Here is a 16,715-nt window from a genome sequence, read left to right on the forward strand (position 1 = left end):
TCTCCCACGGTCTGTACTGCGCGAACAGTCAGAAGCGAGTTATGACCCTCCTCCTCCCTTCAAGTCCTACCATACAAGCGGGTTTACCCGCGAAGCAGGCGGCGCGGAGGATGGCACCGGCTTCGCCGGTGTTCGCGGCTAAAGCCGCTCCCACAAGGACCGCGATAGTTTCTTGGCTTCCTATGCCACTTCACCACTGGCGCGGGCTTGCTCGACAGTGATGCTCACCGGCACCTCCTGGGCAATCACCACTTCACTGGCAAACAAGCTGCGCATCAGGCTATACCCGGTCATCAGCATGTAGAACGCAATCGGCAACCCGACCACGATACTGGCCATCTGAATAGCCAGCAGCCCGCCAGCAATCACCAGGCTGGCCGCAATCGCCCCTTCCAGCACACACCACAACACCCGTATCCAGTTGGGCGGGTTGATGCTGCCCAGCGAGTTGAGCATGCACAGCACCTGCGTCCCGGCATCGGCAGCCGTCACGAAATGCACCGCCAGCAGCAGGCAGATGATCACGCTCAGTACCGCACCCAGGGTCGGCCCGCCCAGGCGATCAAGCAGGGTGAACATGGCCGTGGTGGTTTCCTTGCGCGTAGCCTCCAGCACCGGGCCACCCTGGAACGGGCCGGCAGCGGTCTGCTCGGCAACCGGCAATTGTTGGTAGGCCTGGCGCCCCTGTTGTTCATCCTTCAGCGCGCTGCCGCCAAACACGGCCATCCACAAGATAGTCACCAGGGTTGGCACCAGCAGCGCACCAAACACCAGCTCGCGAATGGTGCGGCCACGCGAGATGCGGGCAATGAACAGCCCCACGAACGGCCCCCAGGTCATCCACCACGGCCAGTAGAAGGCGGTCCAGCTCTTCTGCCAGGCGCTGTCGGCCTGGGCGTCTGTCCAGAAGCTCATGCCGATGATGTTCTGCGCGTAGTCACCGGCCGACTCGAACAGCAGGTTCATGATGTAGTTGGTCGGGCCCAGGCCCAGCACTACCAGCATCAGCCCCAGTGAAATCCACATGTTCAGCGTCGACAGGCGCTTCATGCCGCGCGACACGCCGGCCACCAGCGAAATCGAAGCAATCACCGTGACCACGGCGATGATGCTCAGCTTGAACGACAGGGTGACCGGGGTGCTGAACACCTGGTGCATGCCCATGTTGATCTGTTCCACGCCCAGCCCCAGGGACTGCGACACGCCAAAGGCGGTCACCGCGCCGCCAATGATGTCCACGGTATGGCCGATCGGCCCGTAGATACGGTTGCCGATCAGCGGGTAGAGGATCGAACGCAATGCCAGCGGCAGCCCTTCACGGTAGGCGAAGTAGGCCAGGCCCAGGCCGATCACGGTAAAGATCGCCCACGGGTGCAGGCCCCAATGCAGCAGGGTGATGCGCATGGCCATCGACGCGGCCTGGTCGGTCAGCCCGGGGGTGAACGGGTTGCTGGCGTAGTGCAGCACCGGTTCAGCCACCGACCAGAAGATCAGCCCCACACCCATGCCGGCGCTGAACAGCATGGCGATCCAGGCGGCGAAGCTGAATTCCGGTTTTTCGTCGGCCCGGCCGAGCTTGAGAGTGCCAAAGCGGCTGAAGGCGATGAACACCAGCACCCCGAGGATGCCGCTGACCAGCGCCAGGTAGAACCATTTCAGGTGGTCGAGAATGGCGTCGGAGGCACCCTTGAATACCCCGGCGGCCTGGTCGCCGTACGCGGCGCAGAGCACCACGAACGCCACGACTATGGAGAGCGACCCAACGGTCACAATGGGATTGAGGCCCTTGAACAGGCCTTCTTTTGCACGCATCGTCTCTATCCTTCTTATTCTTGCAGGCAGGCGCGGGCGCACCCGCCTGGCGGCGTTGCAGGTTTAAGGAGTGCAAACGAAAAAAGGGCGCCTGAACCTCAAGCGCCCTTGTCGGTGGTCAGAGGTCGACCACCAGGTCCGAGGTCGGGCGGCTGCAGCACAGCAACCGCAGGCCCTTGTCGATTTCACGCTGGCGGATGCCGCCGTTGTGTTTCATTTCTACGCTGCCTTCCAGCAGCGCGGTCTTGCAGGTACCGCACACGCCCTGGCTGCAGGACGAGGGCACGACGGCACCGGCCTGTTTGGCGGCAGCCAGCACGGTCTGGTCGGCCCGCATGGTGAAGGTCTTGCCCGAGCGGGCCAGGCGCACGGTGAAGGTATCCAGGGCCTGGCCTGCGGCAGCCGGGGCGGGTTCCGGCTCGGCGTCGGCGCTGATGTCGAAGCTTTCCTGGTGGTAGCGGGCCAGGTCGAAACCGGCGCCGGCCAGTAGCGCCCTGGTGGCGTCCATGTAGCCTTTGGGGCCACAGGTAAACACGGCGCGTTCCTTGAAGTCAGGGATTTCGCGTTGCAGCGTTTCCAGTGACAGGCGCCCGAGCGGGCCACTCCAGTCGGGTTCGTCACCCAGGCTTTCGCAGAAGAACAGCGTGCGCATCTGCGCCATGCCGCGTTCCAGGCGCGCCAGTTCATCGCGGAAGATGATGTCTTTCGGCGTGCGGGCGCTGTGTACGAAGACAATGTCCAGCTCGGCATGCAGGTCGGCTGCGGCGCGGGTCATGGCCATCAACGGCGTCACGCCCGAACCCGCCGACAGGTACAGCAGCTTGCGCGCCGGGCCTGCTACCGGGGTGAACACCCCGGCCGGGCCCGAGGCGGCCAGTGCGTGGCCCGGGCGCAGGTGGTCGTGCAGCCAGTTGGACACTGCGCCGCCCGGCACCCGCTTGACCGTGATCGAGAAGGTGAACGGGCGTGTTGGCGTGGACGACAAGGTATAGCAGCGCGACACGCTGGCGCCGTCGATCACCGGCGACACGGTCAGGAACTGCCCGGGCTCATAGGCCAGGGCATGGTAATCCGGGCTGTGGAAGGTAAAGGTCTTCACGTCGTGGGTTTCGTCCACCACACCCAGGCATTCGATGCGCCGGCTGTCGCCGCTGGCCCACTGGGCGCCATGGGCGGCCCAGTGGTCGCTGTCGGTGAAGCGCTGGTCTGCGCGCAGGCCGGCAATGTTGTGCAGTGCGGTCATGGCCTTCAAACCCCGTGCGCGGCGAGACGTGAGGTGTACCAGCGGGCGAACTGGTCCACGTACGGTTCGGTGAAGGTGGAGTAGGGGCCCGGCACGAAGGCGGGGTCCTGGGTTCCGCTGTGGGTGATGGCGACCAGCGCGGCGTCCTGCTGGGTGGTGGCCACCCACACTTCGGTCAGGCGCTGCAGGTCGTAGTCCACGCCTTCCACGGCATCGCGGTGCACCAGCCACTTGGTGCGCACCAGGGTACGCTCTGGCGACAGCGGGATGATCCAGCTGATCATCGCGTGGTCGCTCATTACATGGGCCCAGGCGTTGTTGCCCCACAGGTGGGTGTCGCCCAGGTCGCGGCGGGTGAGGTTGCCCAGCAGCTTGCTGCAGGCCACCTTGGTGTCCAGGGTTTGCGACTCGCCGCTGCCGGCGATGATCATGCGCTGGGTACGGAACTGGGTGGGCGAGCTGTCCTGCAGGTGCTCGACGGTATCAAACAGCAGGCCGGCGTTGGCCCAGTCGGCTTCTATTCCGGCCTTGCGCACCTGATAGGCATCATAGGAGGCTCGCGCATCGTCGCTCATTTCTTCCAGGCTGACGCCGAGGTCTTCGGACTGGTACGAAACGATCAGTTCCGGGTGGGTACCCGCGCAGTGGTAGCACTCGCGGTTGTTCTCCATCACCAGTTTCCAGTTGCCGTTCTCGATGTAGTCGAGCTCATGGGCAATGCGGGTGTTGGTCAGGTCGAACGGTGCAAAGCGTGGCCCCATGACCTCTTCGAGGTCGCTGATGTCTTCGGGTGGGTTGTCGCTGAGGCAGATGAACACGTGGCTGCCGATGACCTTGCAGTGCACCGGGATCAAGCTGCGGCACTTGGGGTCAAAGCCCTTGCCCATGTGGCTGGCGTGCTTGAGGCTGCCGTCCAGGTCGTAGGTCCACTGGTGGTACGGGCACACCAGCATGCCGACGGTGGACTTGCCCGGTGCTTTCAGGCGTGCGCCGCGGTGGCGGCAGACATTGCGGTAGGCGCGGATCTGTTCGTCATCGTCACGCAGGATCAGCACCGAAGCCTTGCCGATGTCCACGGTAAACACATCACCGGGTTCGTCGACATCGGCCGTAACCGCCACCTGGATCCAGTGTTTGTTGAAAAAGATATCCATATCGGTGTCGAAAATATCCTGGCGGCTGTACAACTCGCCAGGCATGCCGAAGCCCGGTTGCCGCGCATCGACAAGTTCGCGATGGGTTTTATCAAGTGGGCTGTTCATTGTTGTCCTCAGGCACTTTTATTTTTAATTAACCAAGCCATGTGCGGCGAATTATTAAAGTGCCCCCGAACAGCGTCAATGCGCTTAATTTTCCACTTCCCATTACCTGTAGTTATGCAGCGGTACACGCCGCGCTTTGCAGCCAATGGGCAATGGCACGGGTATGGGCCAGTGCCGGTCGCCCGTGCGGCACGACGATGTAATACGACTCACGGGTACGCACGGTGAACGGCTGCAGCCGCACCAGCGCGCCGCTGCTTAGCAGGTGCTCCACCAGCCGGCCCCAGCCCAGGGCGATGCCGTACCCGGCCAGGGCGGCATTGATGGCATCGGTGTACAGGCTGCATCGCAGGTTGTAGCGCGGCGCAGCCGGGGCCAGGCCTTGTTCGCGGAACCAGCTTGGCCAGTCGACCCAGCCCTCGGAGGTGGAGTCGGCGTCCAGCAGGCCTGCGCCAGCCAGTTCCTCGAGGGTGCCGGGCATGTTGTTGCGGGCCAGCCAAGCCGGGGCGCACACCGGGAAAACTTCTTCTTCGAACAACAAGATAGCTTCACCGTCATCCCACTGGCCGTTGCCATAGCGCACGTCGAGGTCGTAGTCGCGCTTGCGCAAATCGCCGGTGAACATCTGCGTGGCCAGGCGTAGCTGCACCTGTGGCAAGGCTTCGGCCAGGGCGTTGAGCCGGGGCATGATGCGCAGCTGGGAGAAGGGTGCGGTGGAGCCCAGCACGATCTCCTGCTGGTGACTGATATGGGTGATCTGGTCGAACGCGCTGGCCACCCGCTGCAGCGATTCGGAGATGCTGGCGAAGAGAATTTCACCGCCCTCGGTGAGGTGGATGCTGCGGTGCAGACGGTGGAACAACAGCGCCCCGAGGTTTTCTTCAAGGGCCTTGATCTGCTTGCTGACCGCTGCCTGGGTCACGCCCAGTTCAATGGCGGCCTGGGTGAAGCTGTTAAGCCGTGCCACGGCTTCGAATTGCAGCAAGGCGGTCATCGACGGAATGATTCTTCGATAACCTTTTTGTTGGGCAGCGCCTGCTTGGACTGTCATTATATTCCAGACACGGTTGTGGGCAGGGCGCGTACCGCGATCTGCCTGGGTATTGTTGTTTTAATAGTGTGCAACGGGGTAAGTTATTTCATGATGCACAGTTGCCGGTTAGCGCGATATTACAATCATGACAATTAATAGAAAGTCTTGAACAACACGCACGAATTGTAGGAGCGGCAGGGCATCACTGTGTGAGGGTCGGCACGAACGTGCCGGTCTTCACATTGCTCATCGACACCAGTGTCTTGAAGTGCTTGACGTTGTTGTTCTCGAAGAACAGCTCACGGGTCAGCTGGGTGTACTGCTCCATGTGCCGCACCAGCATGATCAGCACGAAATCGCACCCACCGGCCACGTAGTAGCACTGCTGCACCTGGGGGCAGGCGAGGAAGGAGCGCTTCATGTCGTCCAGCAGGTCCAGCCGCTCGTTCTCCACTTCCACCTCGGTGATCACGGTCAGCGTGTAGCCCAGTTGTTCGGCGTTCACCTGCGCCACGGTGCCGCGAATCACACCGTCGGCGGCCATTTTCTTCAAGCGCCGATTGACCGCGGCCGAGGACAGGTTGACCTGCGCACCCAAATCCAGCTGGGATGTGCCGGCGTCGCGTTGCACTGCATCAAGCAGGGCCAGGTCGAAATGATCCAGGGGCATGAACGGGGCTCCGTAGCGCAATCGCGCCAAACGGCGCAAAAGCGTAATGAGATTGCATCCAGGCCTGGAAAATCAAGTTTTTCGTACGCTGCAAGCGAATAACATTCTCCCATGAACAAAACAGCGGTGCAGGGCCATGGCGTTGCACACAGGGAGAAACGGTTGATGAACGCACTGCAACTGAACGGCGCTTTGCTGCTGCAGCAAATCCGCGAACTGGGCCAGGTAGGCGCCGATGCCACCCATGGCGGGCGCACCCGCATCGCGCTGAGCGATACCGAAAAAGCCGGGCGCGACCTGTTGGTCGGCTGGATGCGCGCACTCGATCTCGACGTGCAGGTCGACCGTATCGGCAATATCTTCGGCACCCTCCGTTCTGCCACTGACAGCGGCGACCAGCGGCCGCTGATGATGGGGTCGCACATCGACACGGTCACCAACGCCGGTGCCCTGGATGGCTGCTACGGCGTGCTGGCCGGGCTGGCTGTCATTCGTGCGTACCGGGATGCCGGGCACCGGCCCGAGCGCTCGATCACGGTTGGCGCGTTCACCAACGAAGAGGGCGTGCGCTACCAGCCCGACATGATGGGTTCGCTGGTGTACGCCGGCGGCCTGCCGCTGCAACAGGCGCTGGATACCGTCGGCACCGACGGCACGCGGCTCGGCGATGAGCTGGCGCGCATCGGCTATGCCGGTTCAGTTCAACCCGGCGCCATCGTGCCGCACGAATACCTGGAGTTACACATCGAGCAAGGGCCGATCCTGGAAGCCGAAGGCACCCTGATCGGTGTGGTCGAGAACCTGCAGGGTATTTCCTGGCAGCAGGTGGAGGTAAAGGGCCACGCCAACCATGCCGGCACCACCCCAACCCGCTTGCGCCATGACGCCGGCTTTGTCGCCAGCGCCGTCGTCGCCGAGCTGCGCGCCATGGCGGTGGACTCAGGCACCACCCTGGCCACGGTCGGTTGCATGCAGTTCGAGCCGAACGTGATCAACGTCATCCCGCGCAAGGCCACCTTCACCGTCGACCTGCGCGACCCGGATGAAGCCTGCCTGGCCCATGCGGAAAAGCGCCTGGGCCAATACCTGGTGCAGCTTGCCGAACGCGAGGGCGTCAGCATTACCACCGAACGGCTGGCGCGCTTTGAACCGGTGATCTTCGATGCGGGCCTGGCCGACGCCATCGAAGCCTCGGCGCAGCGCTTTGGCTTCAGCCATCGGCGCATGACCTCTGGCGCCGGCCACGACGCACAAATGATCGCCCGCATCGCCCCGGCGGCGATGATCTTCGTGCCCAGCCAGGGCGGCATCAGCCACAACCCGCGTGAGCATACCGATGACCAGCAGTTGATCCAGGGCGCGCAAGTGCTGCTGGATGTGGTCAGCCACCGCCTGACCCACGCCTGATTCCCACTGTAATGCCCACCCGCTGCCGCCTGGCTGCAGCGGCATGGGCTTCCTGTTGCCTGTAGAAAAGGAGTGTCGCATGTTTGTATCCAACCCCAAGGCTGGGCGCCAGCCATACCCGCAAGCGTTGCAGGCGGTGATGAACATCGCCACGGCCGAGCAAAGCCGCCAATGGCTGGCCCACTGGGGCCTGCTGAACCGCGCTGCCACGCCGCTGTACACCTTGCCTGACCTGGCCGCCGAACTGGGGATTGCCCAGCTGTCGGTCAAGGACGAATCGGTACGTTCGCAGCTGGGCAGCTTCAAGGCCCTGGGGGCGCCAATTGCCCTGGTTCGCCTGATACTGCGCACCTTTCCCGAGCAGCAGTTTGACCCGCGTGGGCTGCTGGAGGGGCGCTATGCCGACCTGCTGGGCCACTTTACCGTGGTCAGCGCCACTGACGGCAACCACGGCAAGGGCCTGGCCGCAGCGGCAGAAAGCATCGGCTGCCGTTGCGTGATCGTGCTGCACGCCAACGTCAGCATCGAACGGGAGCAGGCGATTGCCGCTTACGGCGCGCAGATCGTGCGCATTGCCGGCAACTACGACGAATCGGTCGAGCACGCTGCCGAGCTGGCTGCAAGTAACGGTTGGACCGTGGTTTCCGACACGTCCTATGAGGGTTACGAGGTGATCCCGCGCGACGTGATGCAGGGCTACGGCACCATCGCCGCGGAAATCGTCGAAGCCGTGGCCGGGCAGGCACCCTTTACCCACGTATTCCTGCAGGGCGGGGTGGGCGGCCTGGCAGCCGGCATCGTCAGCTACCTGTGGGAGCACTACGGTGAACAGCGCCCGCTGTTTGTCATGGTCGAACCCGAGCAGGCCGACTGCCTGTACCAGAGCGCCGTGCTCGGCAAGCCCGCCAGGGCGACCGGCTCGGTGGACTCGGTCATGGCCGGCCTGGCCTGTGGCGAGACATCACCCTTGGCCTGGCGTTTCCTTGAGCCCAGCGTTGACTACTTCATGACCATCAGCGACGACCAGGCTGTTGCCGCCATGCGCCGTCTGGCAACCGGCAGCGCCGGCGATATCCCGATGGTAGCCGGCGAGTCCAGCGTCGCCGGCCTGGCCGGCCTGGTGCAACTGGTCCAGGGCGCTGGCGCAGCGGCTGACCTGGGCCTGGACAGCAATGCCCGCGTGCTGTTCATCAGCACCGAAGGTGCCACCGCCCCGGGCGTGTACGCCGAACTGCTGGGCGAATCGGCTGCCTCGGTGCTGGCCCGCCAGCGTGCATGGGCCCGCGCCTGATCCATCCCGAGGGCCGGGTAAACCCTGGCCCTGCTTCAGCTCCCCACAAGAACAACAAGCGGAGATTGCATGAACAAACTCAAACGTGACATCAGCCCCTGGTCGCTGATGCTGACCGGCCTTGGCTCGATCATCGGCTCGGGCTGGCTGTTTGGCGCCTGGCACGCTTCGGCCATCGCCGGGCCGGCTGCGATCCTGGCCTGGGTGATCGGTGCAGGGGTGGTGTTGGCTATTGCCCTGACCTATGCAGAAATGGGCGCGATGTTTCCTGAGTCCGGTGGCATGGTGCGCTATGCACGCTATTCACACGGCTCGCTGGTGGGCTTTCTGGCAGCCTGGGCCAACTGGATCTCCATCGTCTCGGTGATCCCTATCGAGGCCATCGCTTCGATCCAGTACATGGCTTCGTGGCCATTCCCCTGGGCCCAGGCGCTGGTGCACCAGGGCGAACTGACCCCCAGCGGGCTGGGCGCCAGTGCCGGCCTGGTGCTGGTGTACTTCGGCCTGAACTACTGGGGTGTGAAGCTGTTCGTCAAGACCAACACCGCGATTACCGTATTCAAGCTGGTGGTGCCCGCGCTGACCGCCGTGGCGCTGATCTCCACCCAGTTCAACACCCAGAACTTCGGTGACGGCACGCTGGCCAGCTTTGCCCCCTATGGCTGGTCGGCGGTGTTCACCGCGGTGGCGGCCAGCGGCATCGTGTTCAGCTACAACGGCTTCCAGAGCCCGGTGAGCCTGGCCGGCGAGGCGCGCAACCCCGGGCGCAGCATTCCGTTCGCGCTGGTCGGTTCGGTGCTGATCGCGCTGGTGATCTACGTGCTGCTGCAGGTGGCCTTCATTGGCGCCCTGAGCCCGGCGAGCATTGCCGAGGGGTGGCACAGGCTGAACTTCGACTCGCCGCTGGCACAGTTGGCGCTGGCACTGAACCTGAACTGGCTGGCCATGCTGCTGTACCTCGATGCCTTCGTCAGCCCGTCGGGCACCGGCTCGATCTACACCGCCACCACCGCACGCATGATCTACGCGATGGAAAAGAACAACACACTGCCAAAAATGTTCGGCAACCTGCACCCGCTGTATGGCGTGCCGCGCCAGGCGATGTGGCTGAACCTGGCGGTGAGCTTCATCTTCCTGTTCTTCTTCCGCGGCTGGGGCGTGCTGGCGGCAGTGATCTCGGTAGCCGTGGTGATCTCGTTCCTCACCGGGCCGATCAGCCTGATGTCACTGCGCGTCACTGCGCCGCAGGTGCACCGCCCGTTGCGCTTGAAGGGCATGGGCATTGTTGCGCCGTTTGCCTTCATTTGCGCCTCGCTGGTGCTGTACTGGGCGCGCTGGCCGCTGACCGGCCAGGTGATCATCCTGGTGATCGGCGCCTTGCCTATCTATTTCTATTACCAGGCCAAGGCCGGCTGGGCAGGCTTTGCCCGCGAACTGCGTGCAGCGGCCTGGCTGATTGGCTACCTGCCGGCCATGGCGCTGGTGTCGTGGCTGGGCAGCGAGGCCTTTGGCGGCATCGGCCTGTTGCCAGAGGGCCTGGACATGGCCGTGGTGGCTGCCGTGGCCTTTGTCTTCTACCGCGTGGGGGTTGCCAGCGGCTACCGCACACCCTACCTGGCCGAAAGCGCCATCTGGCAAAGCCAAGTGCCTGCAGATGAAGCGCCATCTTCTGATCAACGCCCGTCACAGGAACTGCAAGCATGAGCAATGACATTACCTTCGAGCAACGCCTGAAAGCGTGGCGGCACAGCTTTCACCGCCAACCGGAGACCGGCTTCGAGGAGTTCGACACTGCAGACCTGGTCGCCAGCATCCTGAGCGGCTTTGGCCTGCAGGTACACCGCGGCATCGGCGGCACCGGCCTGGTCGCCAGCCTTAGCGTCGGTGACGGCCCGGGGGTGATCGGCCTGCGTGCCGACATGGATGCCCTGAACATCACCGAACAGGCGCAGGGGCGGGCGCATGCCTCGTGCAACCACGGCAAGATGCACGCCTGCGGCCACGACGGGCACATGGCTATGGTACTGGGGGCTGCCGACCTGTTGTGCCGCGAGCGCAACTTCAACGGCACCGTGCGCTTTGTGTTCCAGCCGGCCGAGGAGCACGGGCGCGGGGCCAAGGCGATGATGGCCGACGGGCTGTTCCAACGCTTCCCGGTCGACGCCCTGTATGGTGCGCACAACATGCCGGGCATGCCGGCCGGCCATATTGCCACCCGGGCCGGCGGCATCATGGCCAGCGAGGACAACTTCGTCATCCAGATCCAGGGTAAGGGCACCCATGCCGCGCGGCCGCACATGGGCATCGACCCGCTGGTGATCGGTGCCGAGATCGTGCTGGCGTTGCAGACCATCGTTGCGCGCAATGTCGACCCGAGCTTGTCGGCGGTCGTTTCCTGCACCGAGTTCATGACCGATGGCATCCGCAATGCGATCCCGACCCATGTCACCATCAAGGGCGATACCCGCAGCTACAGCCCTCAGGTGCAACGCTTGCTGGAGCGGCGCATGCGCGAGATCAGCGAGGGCATTTGCCAGATGCACGGTGCGAGTTGCCGGTTCGAGTACACCCACGAGTTTGCGCCGACGGTGAATTGGGCGGCGAACACCGACATTGCCGTGCAGGCGGCGCGTAATGTGGTGGGGGACGAGGCAGTGAATGCCGAGGTGATGCCGATGATGATTTCCGAGGACTTTGGGGCGTTCCTGCAGCACGTGCCGGGGAATTTCGTGTTCATTGGCAATGGTGCCGAGGGGGAGACGGGGGCTACGCCGTTGCATAACGCGGCGTATGATTTCAACGATGCGATCCTGGCGACCGGGGCCCGCTACTTTGCCGAGGTGGTGCGGGTTAGCCTGCCGGTTTGATTGGTCAAGCGGGGGCCGCAATGCGGCCCATCGCCGGCAAGCCAGCTCCCACAGGAACTGCGCACGGCCTGAGGCCGATGCGGTCGGTGTGGGAGCTGGCTTGCCGGCGATGGGCTGCGCAGCAGCCCCAAAAGCCGGGCCTCAATGCCCGCCTTTCATGCGGCGCGCCACCAGGTAGATGCCCAACCCGACCAGCGCCGTCGCCGCGCCGATATACCCGGTGCTGGTCCAGCCCATACCGGCAGTAATCGCCATACCCCCCAGCCACGGCCCCAGCGCATTGGCCAGGTTGAACGCCGCATGGTTCGACGCTGCCGCCAGGCTGGGCGCTTCATGGGCAATGTCCATCAAGCGAATCTGAAGCGGCGCCGCCAGCGCAATCATGGTGCCAACCAGGCCGATGCCCAGCAGCAAGCTCCACAGCGCCTGGGCGGCAAAGGTGAAGAACAGCAGTACCGCAATCGACCACACCAGCACCAGCCCCACCGCGCGGAACTGCAAACGGTCGAACAACTTGCCGCCGGCGATGTTACCGACGATCCCGCCCACACCGAATGCTGCCAGGCCGAACGGAATCCACTGCGGCGACACCTGGGTCACTTGCAGCATGGTCGGCGCCAGGTAACTGAACACGCAGAACATGCCGGCAAAGCCGATAGAGGCGATGGCCAACGCCATCCACACCTGCGGCAGGGTGAAGGCTTGCAGCTCCTTGCGTGGGTCACTGCGCACTTCATCGTGACGCTGCGGTACATAACGCCAGACCATGGCGATGGTGCACAAGGCAATGGCCCCGACCAGCACGAACGCCGAGCGCCAACCGAAATACTGGCCGAGGAAGGTGGCTACCGGGTTGCCGAGCAGCATGGCCAAGGTCAGGCCCATCATCACCCGGGCCACGGCCCCCGCACGCTGATCCTTGGGCACCATGCTTGACGCCACCACGGCGGCAATGCCGAAGTAGGCGCCATGGGGCAGGCCGCTGATGAAGCGGAAGGCCACCAGGCCGCCGAACGACGGCGCAAAGGCGGTGGCCAGGTTGCCCAGGGCATACAGCAACATCAACAGCAGCAGCATGTGCTTGCGCAGCAACTTGGCACCGAGAATCGCCAGGGTCGGCGCACCCACCATCACCCCCAGCGCATAGGCGCTGATGGCATGGCCCACTTGCGGCTCGCTCAATTGCAGGTTGCTGGCCATGTCGGGCATCAGGCCCATGATGGCGAATTCGCCGGTGCCAATGGCAAAGCTGCCCAGCGCCATGGCGGCTTCCATCTTGGCAACGGTACTTTTACTGGGGAGCGGGGGGAGTTCCTGGACTGACATCTGTATCCCTATTGAGGCATGCGTTGAAACATGCTGAAACGTTCAAGGCGGGATGATAGTCAATCGGCGACTGCAACGTCGAGGAAGCCGAGCGGCTTCCTTACGCGTTTACCTGGTTCAGGCAGGCTCTGCAGCCGGGTTGGCGAAGGCTTGGGGAGCAGCCTGAAGACGGGACTGCAACTGGTCCACGTAGGCTTGGGCATGCTGGATGTCAGCGAACGACACGGGGTGCCCATCGATGATCACTTTGCAGCCTGCGTCCTGCTCGTTGCGTACGATTTCGATCTTCATGCCTGCTCCTTGATGTTGTTCTGGCGCGGGCGAGAATAGCTTGATTAGCTGCCTAATGAAAATGAAATAACCGCTCTAACAAGCACTTTTCAGCCTTTTTTTGCCAAGCCTCGACTTGTCGATGTGCACCGGTTCCCTGAGCGGCCTTGTGTCGCAAAAGGGGCGCAGGGCGCCCCGGAGATTGCAGATAGCCGCCGTATCACCGGGTGGAGAACAAATGTACTCACAGGCATGCTTGCGAGCCGTTCACTGCGCGCATAACTGAAATGCCGGGATGCTATGGCAGCTGCCATGCCGGGTCTTTTAGACTGCTGCCTGCGTGCGCCGACATCCGGCCCGCTTGGTCGATAAGGTTGTTTTCGTGAATGCTGGCGTACGTTTTCCCGGGCCCTTGGGTATTTTCTGGCTGGGCCTGCTGCAGATTCTGGTGTGGGGTGGTTCGTTCTTCCTGCTGGCGGTGATGGGCAAGCCGATCCTGCACGAAACCGGGTGGGACAGTGGTTGGGTGTATGGTGCGCTGTCGCTCGGTTTGATGGTTTCGGCGTTGCTGGCACCGCTGTCCAGCCGCCTGGTGGCGCGTCATGGTGGGCGCATGCAGTTGGCCGCCAGTGGCGTGGTGGTGGGCCTGGGCCTGTTGGTGGTTGCCAACTGCCACAGCCTGCAGGTGTTCCTGCTGGCCTGGGTGATCATCGGCGCCGGCATGGCGATGGGGTTGTATGAAGCGCTGTTCGCAACGCTCGGGGCCTTGTATGCGGAACGGGCAGGGCGGGCAATCACCGGCATCACGCTGATATCCGGGTTTGCCACCACCGTGACCTGGCCGATCGTGGCGTTTGCCATCGAACATCTTGGCTGGCGCACGGCCTGCACGGCCTATGCGTTGGTACTGGTTGTTGTCGTGGCGCCGTTGTACCTGTGGGTGTTACCGGCGGGCCGACCGCAGCAACAGCCCAAGGGCCCGACGGCAGCAACCGCTGTGCCGGTGGACCGGCGCCTGTATTGCCTGCTGACGGCGATCTTCGCCATTGGCGCGATCATCATGACGGCTGTTTCCGTGCAACTGGTGGCGGTACTGCAAGGCCAGGGCCATTCGCTGGCTGCGGCCATTGGCCTTAGCGCCTTGCTCGGGCCGAGCCAGGTGGCGTCGCGGGTACTGCAGATCATCGCCGGCAAGCGCCACCCGATCTGGACCGCGCTGGTGTCATCGGTGCTGGTCGCGGTTGGCCTCACGCTGGTGGCGGTGGCCCCAGCGGTAACCGCACTGGGCCTGCTGCTGTACGGCTCGGGTAATGGCCTGCGGGCGATTGTCAGGGGGCTGCTGCCGCTGGCCCTGATGCCACCTGCCCAGTATGTTGCACTGATGGGCAAGATGTCGCGGCCATCGCTGGTCGGCCAGGCGCTGACACCCTTGGTGGGCGGCTACCTGTTCCAGCACTTCGGCGCCATGGGCGTGCTGGCAACCCTGTCGGCGCTGGCCTTGACCAGTGTGGTGCTGGTACTGATGGTGATGCGCACCATCCCTCGGCAAACGGCGTGAACACCCGCCATCCATTCGGTACACAAGGACAACTGCAATGTCGGACACCCCGCGCAACCCGCTGCTGATCGATGGGCCGGTCGGCCAGATCGAGCTGCTGATCGACTACCCCGCCGGCCCGCCCAAGGGGCTGGTGCTGGTCAGTCACCCGCAACCGCTATTGGGCGGTAACCCACGGCATATCGTGCCGCTGACCCTGGCGCGGCAGTTGTGCGCTGCCGGTTGGCAGGTGGTACGGCCGAGCTTTCGTGGGGTGGGGCAGACGCAAGGCGCGCATGACGAGGGCATGGGTGAGGCCGACGACTGTATTGCGGTTATCCGCCACTTTAGCCGCGAGCTGCCTGAACTACCGGTAGCCTTGGTCGGCTTTTCGTTTGGCGCCTATGTGCTTGCACGTGTGGCTGTGGCACTGGAAGGGCAGTTGCAAGCGGTGGCATTGCTGGGGCTGCCGGTAGGCGATGTTCCGGGCGGGCGTTACTACCCGCCATTGCCGGTACCAGTCGATTGCCTGCTGCTGCATGGTGAGCAGGACGAGATGGCCCCGCTGGCCAACTTGCTGCAATGGGCGGGGCCTGAGCAGCGGGCGGTATCGGTGTATGCCGGTACCAATCACTTTTTCAAGGGCTGCCTGGGGCGTGCGGCGGAGCAGGTGATAGCTTATCTGGCAGTAAGAACCGGTTGTTAATGTGGGGCATGGCACCGGCTGCGCCGGTGTTCGCGGGCATGCCCGCTCCCACAAGGTATGGCGTGAGCTCGATGGCAGCGCTGTACCTGTGGGAGCGGCTTTAGCCGCGAAAGGGCCGGAACAGGCGGGTATCAACGTTCCAGATAATGGGTTTGTGCGGCAAAATCGATAAACCGCTTGCTGGCCAGCGACAGGTATTCCCCCGACCGCCAGCACAGGCGGAAGCTCATCTGCTGCGCCGGCCGGAACGGCACGCCGACAATGCCCGGTGTGCGCTGCTGCACAGAGCGTAACAAGGTCGCCACGCCCATGTTGTCCAGCGCCGCCTGCACCACCAGCGAGACGAAGTTGCTCTGCAGCGCCACCTGGTAAGTGATCCCGTGCTCGGCGAAGAATGCATCCAGAAGGTGGCGCTGCACGAACGTTCGGTCAAACACCACCATGTCCGTGTTGCGCAGGTCTTCGGCGGTGAGGAAGGCCTTGCCAGCATAGGGGTGGTCGGGGTGCATGCACGCCAGCATCTCGTCGCTGCCCAGCAGGATCGATTCCTTGTCTGGCGGTACCCGTCGCGACTCCAGCAACGCCAGGTCGATCTCCCGTTGTTCCAGGCGGTGGCCGATATCTTCGGCGCTGCCTTCGAACACGGTCATGGCAATGCCCGGGTACAGCTGCCGGAAGGCGTTCATCAAACCCGGCACATAGTGCAGGCCGAACATGGGCGGGATGCCCAGGCGCACTTCGCCGCGCTTCAGGTCGGCCATATCGCGCAGTTCTTGCCGGGCAACATCCATTTCGCGCAAGGCCGAGGCAATGCGCGGCAGAAACTGCTCGCCCTCGGCCGTGAGGATTACTTTGCGCGTGGTGCGGTTGAACAGGGTCACGCCCAGTTCTTCTTCCAGCCGGGTGACGGCCATGCTCAATGCCGGCTGGGCAATGTGCAAGTGTTGCGCAGCCTTGGTGAAGCTGCCTTGCCGGACGATTTCGACACAGCAACGCAATGCCTTGAGGTTCATCGAGGGGTACTACCTTTCATGCCGGTTGCATTCATAACGAACTGTGATGCTAAGCATCATAACAATATATTTATTATTATTAACCAGAGGGCCTACGATGCGCGCCACTGAGACATCCTGCAACATCTCAGTCACGCAGCTTAATAAATCTGCAATCCCACAAAGATTTTGAGGTAGTACCCCAAATGGCCAAGGCCGCCGATGTCGTTGTGCAATGTCTGGAAAACGAAGGTGTCGAGTATGTATTCGGCATTCCTGGTGAGGAAAACCTCGACCTG

General features: G+C 63.3%; 15 protein-coding genes. 7 read left to right on the forward strand and 8 right to left on the reverse strand.

What is annotated here, in order from left to right:
• Positions 1 to 180 precede the first annotated feature (180 nt).
• From ACFY9W_RS28365 to ACFY9W_RS28385, 5 genes are all read right to left on the reverse strand, one after another.
• Positions 181 to 1,812 (reverse strand): BCCT family transporter, encoded by a 1,632-nt coding sequence (locus tag ACFY9W_RS28365; RefSeq protein WP_391137955.1) that lies wholly within the window; start codon positions 1,810 to 1,812, stop codon positions 181 to 183.
• A gap of 118 nt (positions 1,813 to 1,930) precedes the next feature.
• Positions 1,931 to 3,055, reverse strand: coding sequence for an FAD-binding oxidoreductase (locus tag ACFY9W_RS28370; protein ID WP_391137958.1), 1,125 nt, complete (start codon positions 3,053 to 3,055; stop codon positions 1,931 to 1,933).
• 5 nt (positions 3,056 to 3,060) lie between these two features.
• Positions 3,061 to 4,317, reverse strand: a complete 1,257-nt coding sequence (locus ACFY9W_RS28375) for an SRPBCC family protein (RefSeq protein WP_391137961.1) — start codon at positions 4,315 to 4,317, stop codon at positions 3,061 to 3,063.
• Between the two features lie 112 nt (positions 4,318 to 4,429).
• On the reverse strand, positions 4,430 to 5,368 hold the full coding sequence (locus ACFY9W_RS28380; RefSeq protein ID WP_391137964.1) for a LysR substrate-binding domain-containing protein: 939 nt from the start codon (positions 5,366 to 5,368) through the stop codon (positions 4,430 to 4,432).
• 184 nt (positions 5,369 to 5,552) lie between these two features.
• Entirely contained in the window at positions 5,553 to 6,020 is a 468-nt protein-coding gene (locus tag ACFY9W_RS28385; RefSeq protein ID WP_391137967.1) for a winged helix-turn-helix transcriptional regulator, read from the reverse strand.
• A gap of 165 nt (positions 6,021 to 6,185) precedes the next feature.
• Here ACFY9W_RS28385 and ACFY9W_RS28390 point away from each other — a divergent pair, with 165 nt between their 5' ends.
• The 4 genes from ACFY9W_RS28390 (at position 6,186) to ACFY9W_RS28405 (ending at position 11,585) form a co-directional block, all read left to right on the forward strand.
• On the forward strand, positions 6,186 to 7,427 hold the full coding sequence (locus tag ACFY9W_RS28390; RefSeq protein ID WP_391137970.1) for a hydantoinase/carbamoylase family amidase: 1,242 nt from the start codon (positions 6,186 to 6,188) through the stop codon (positions 7,425 to 7,427).
• A 79-nt stretch (positions 7,428 to 7,506) separates the two neighbouring features.
• Positions 7,507 to 8,718: a diaminopropionate ammonia-lyase gene (locus ACFY9W_RS28395; protein ID WP_391137973.1), complete on the forward strand. Its 1,212-nt coding sequence runs from the start codon at positions 7,507 to 7,509 to the stop codon at positions 8,716 to 8,718.
• A gap of 69 nt (positions 8,719 to 8,787) precedes the next feature.
• The gene (locus ACFY9W_RS28400; protein ID WP_391137976.1) at positions 8,788 to 10,422 is read left to right on the forward strand and encodes an amino acid permease; all 1,635 of its coding nucleotides are present in this window, start codon (positions 8,788 to 8,790) and stop codon (positions 10,420 to 10,422) included.
• The gene (locus ACFY9W_RS28405; RefSeq protein WP_391137979.1) at positions 10,419 to 11,585 is read left to right on the forward strand and encodes an amidohydrolase; all 1,167 of its coding nucleotides are present in this window, start codon (positions 10,419 to 10,421) and stop codon (positions 11,583 to 11,585) included. The genes ACFY9W_RS28400 and ACFY9W_RS28405 overlap by 4 nt, the downstream gene beginning before the upstream one ends.
• 141 nt (positions 11,586 to 11,726) lie before the next feature.
• Here ACFY9W_RS28405 and ACFY9W_RS28410 read toward each other — a convergent pair whose 3' ends face one another.
• Together ACFY9W_RS28410 and ACFY9W_RS28415 are read right to left on the reverse strand one after the other, a co-directional pair.
• Positions 11,727 to 12,911: an MFS transporter gene (locus ACFY9W_RS28410; RefSeq protein ID WP_391137982.1), complete on the reverse strand. Its 1,185-nt coding sequence runs from the start codon at positions 12,909 to 12,911 to the stop codon at positions 11,727 to 11,729.
• 117 nt (positions 12,912 to 13,028) lie between these two features.
• Entirely contained in the window at positions 13,029 to 13,202 is a 174-nt protein-coding gene (locus ACFY9W_RS28415) for a hypothetical protein (protein ID WP_391137985.1), read from the reverse strand.
• A gap of 412 nt (positions 13,203 to 13,614) precedes the next feature.
• Here ACFY9W_RS28415 and ACFY9W_RS28420 point away from each other — a divergent pair, with 412 nt between their 5' ends.
• Both ACFY9W_RS28420 and ACFY9W_RS28425 read left to right on the forward strand, forming a co-directional pair.
• Positions 13,615 to 14,739, forward strand: a complete 1,125-nt coding sequence (locus tag ACFY9W_RS28420; protein ID WP_391137992.1) for an MFS transporter — start codon at positions 13,615 to 13,617, stop codon at positions 14,737 to 14,739.
• A gap of 37 nt (positions 14,740 to 14,776) precedes the next feature.
• Positions 14,777 to 15,424 (forward strand): alpha/beta fold hydrolase, encoded by a 648-nt coding sequence (locus tag ACFY9W_RS28425; RefSeq protein WP_391137988.1) that lies wholly within the window; start codon positions 14,777 to 14,779, stop codon positions 15,422 to 15,424.
• A gap of 131 nt (positions 15,425 to 15,555) precedes the next feature.
• Here ACFY9W_RS28425 and ACFY9W_RS28430 read toward each other — a convergent pair whose 3' ends face one another.
• The gene (locus tag ACFY9W_RS28430) at positions 15,556 to 16,437 is read right to left on the reverse strand and encodes a LysR family transcriptional regulator (RefSeq protein WP_012272224.1); all 882 of its coding nucleotides are present in this window, start codon (positions 16,435 to 16,437) and stop codon (positions 15,556 to 15,558) included.
• A 185-nt stretch (positions 16,438 to 16,622) separates the two neighbouring features.
• On the opposite strand from ACFY9W_RS28430, the gene ACFY9W_RS28435 reads away from it, so the two are divergent.
• The coding region (locus ACFY9W_RS28435) for a thiamine pyrophosphate-binding protein (RefSeq protein WP_161891897.1) at positions 16,623 to 16,715 on the forward strand (93 nt) is incomplete at its 3' end.

Origin of the sequence: Pseudomonas sp. NPDC008258 (assembly GCF_042956345.1) — a bacterium.
GTDB lineage: Bacteria > Pseudomonadota > Gammaproteobacteria > Pseudomonadales > Pseudomonadaceae > Aquipseudomonas.

Coding starts and splice junctions, on each gene's coding strand:
- ACFY9W_RS28430 (WP_012272224.1), bottom strand. CDS start 16,437: ATGAACCTCAAGGCATTGCGTTGCTGTGTCGAAATCGTCCGGCAAGGC.
- ACFY9W_RS28405 (WP_391137979.1), top strand. CDS start 10,419: ATGAGCAATGACATTACCTTCGAGCAACGCCTGAAAGCGTGGCGGCAC.
- ACFY9W_RS28375 (WP_391137961.1), bottom strand. CDS start 4,317: ATGAACAGCCCACTTGATAAAACCCATCGCGAACTTGTCGATGCGCGG.
- ACFY9W_RS28400 (WP_391137976.1), top strand. CDS start 8,788: ATGAACAAACTCAAACGTGACATCAGCCCCTGGTCGCTGATGCTGACC.
- ACFY9W_RS28425 (WP_391137988.1), top strand. CDS start 14,777: ATGTCGGACACCCCGCGCAACCCGCTGCTGATCGATGGGCCGGTCGGC.
- ACFY9W_RS28385 (WP_391137967.1), bottom strand. CDS start 6,020: ATGCCCCTGGATCATTTCGACCTGGCCCTGCTTGATGCAGTGCAACGC.
- ACFY9W_RS28380 (WP_391137964.1), bottom strand. CDS start 5,368: ATGACAGTCCAAGCAGGCGCTGCCCAACAAAAAGGTTATCGAAGAATC.
- ACFY9W_RS28365 (WP_391137955.1), bottom strand. CDS start 1,812: ATGCGTGCAAAAGAAGGCCTGTTCAAGGGCCTCAATCCCATTGTGACC.
- ACFY9W_RS28390 (WP_391137970.1), top strand. CDS start 6,186: ATGAACGCACTGCAACTGAACGGCGCTTTGCTGCTGCAGCAAATCCGC.
- ACFY9W_RS28370 (WP_391137958.1), bottom strand. CDS start 3,055: ATGACCGCACTGCACAACATTGCCGGCCTGCGCGCAGACCAGCGCTTC.
- ACFY9W_RS28415 (WP_391137985.1), bottom strand. CDS start 13,202: ATGAAGATCGAAATCGTACGCAACGAGCAGGACGCAGGCTGCAAAGTG.
- ACFY9W_RS28410 (WP_391137982.1), bottom strand. CDS start 12,911: ATGTCAGTCCAGGAACTCCCCCCGCTCCCCAGTAAAAGTACCGTTGCC.
- ACFY9W_RS28395 (WP_391137973.1), top strand. CDS start 7,507: ATGTTTGTATCCAACCCCAAGGCTGGGCGCCAGCCATACCCGCAAGCG.